The 1,374-nt window shown below is 40.5% G+C and carries 1 protein-coding gene; it reads left to right on the forward strand.

Annotation, left to right across the window (positions count from 1 at the left end; genetic code table 11):
* Window positions 1-271: 271 nt before the first annotated feature.
* Window positions 272-1,249 carry a DUF4238 domain-containing protein gene (locus tag CDZ87_RS16805; RefSeq protein WP_157806496.1) on the forward strand — a complete coding sequence of 326 codons (978 nt, stop codon included), beginning with the start codon at window positions 272-274 and terminating at the stop codon, window positions 1,247-1,249.
* Window positions 1,250-1,374: the final 125 nt, after the last annotated feature.

Consider the following 1,374-nt stretch of genomic DNA (forward strand, 5'->3'; position numbering starts at 1 on the left):
CTGAGTGATTCATGAACTTGGGCCGACAATGCCGATTTGCTGAAGTAACTCGAACAAGCTGCCAAAGAGACAAAGAACAGAGATCGAATAAACTTTAAGCCACTGAAATACAAGTAAACATAACGCCGCATTAAGGTGTGAGCGACGCTTGGCTATACTTGAGCGAAGCGAAAACGCCAAGCGTTGCGAATCACTCTTAAATGCTTTGTTATGTACAACTTGTTACCCATGCTCTATCTTCGGTATCATACCAAAAAAGTTAGGGGGACACGTGGAAAAAGACCTACAAGCTAAACGAAAGCACCACCATGTTTGGGCAAACTACCTATTGAGGTGGTCGACCAACAACAGAGATTTATTCTGTGTTACTAGTAAAGGCAACATTGACTTTACCAGTGTCAGAGGCTTGGTGATGGAAAAGGATTTTTACCAACTAACTCCACTAGAACAAAAACACATTGATGCAATATTGATGTTTTCATCGGGTTCACCGGAAAAATTACAAGAGCAGCATAAAAACTACCTTTGGGACTTTCTAAAAGTTCAACGGGTGGAAAATGCGTATAAGAGTGCGAACATACAAAATGACGAAGCTGAACAGGCAATTTTAGCTTCTAAGTGTAACCTGTTAGAAAATTTGCATACGGCGCATGAAAACGCAGCAGCGCATATTCTTGAAGAGTTAGCTCGGGGAAATATTGAAACCCTGAAAAATGACCAGAATATGATTTCATTCATGATGTACCTTGGGCACCAAGTGGCTAGAACAAAGAACTTCAAAGTCCGTTGTATTACAGGAATGAAAAAAAACAAGCCTGAACTAGGAAAGATCATGGAGCATTCTTGGTGGTTTTTTAGTTACATGTTTGGTATGAATATGGGACTGAGTTTGTACTCAAGTCGCCAGAACGACAATCACACCTTACTAGAAAACAACACTAACTCTAACTTTATTACCTCTGACCAACCTGCAATTAACGTGCACTATTGCGTTAAAGACGATGTGTTTCAGGCACCTGAAAATATGGACTTATACTACCCAATTTCACCTAAGTATTCTTATGTCATCACTGAGTCTCACCGGTTTGAAAGTGGCTTAGTTGAAATAGATGAACCAATAGTTACTGAGTTCAACAGAAAAGTCGCTACTAACGCAAACAGCCACATTTTCGCACTGAGCAAACTGGATGTAGATACTTATAAGTCTTTAGTTGGTAATTCCCTACGAAAAATTAAAGAGTATGCTTAACCGTAGGTTGTACATAACGCCCAATTAAGTAGCCCGAAACGCCCTGGCTGACTTTCTGCATGACGCCGTAAACACGAAATTCAACGCAAACCAAAATCGCCGAGCGTTGAGGGTCTGCTTGAATT

Origin of the sequence: Vibrio salilacus (assembly GCF_002811245.1) — a bacterium.
GTDB classification, from domain to species: domain Bacteria; phylum Pseudomonadota; class Gammaproteobacteria; order Enterobacterales; family Vibrionaceae; genus Vibrio; species Vibrio salilacus.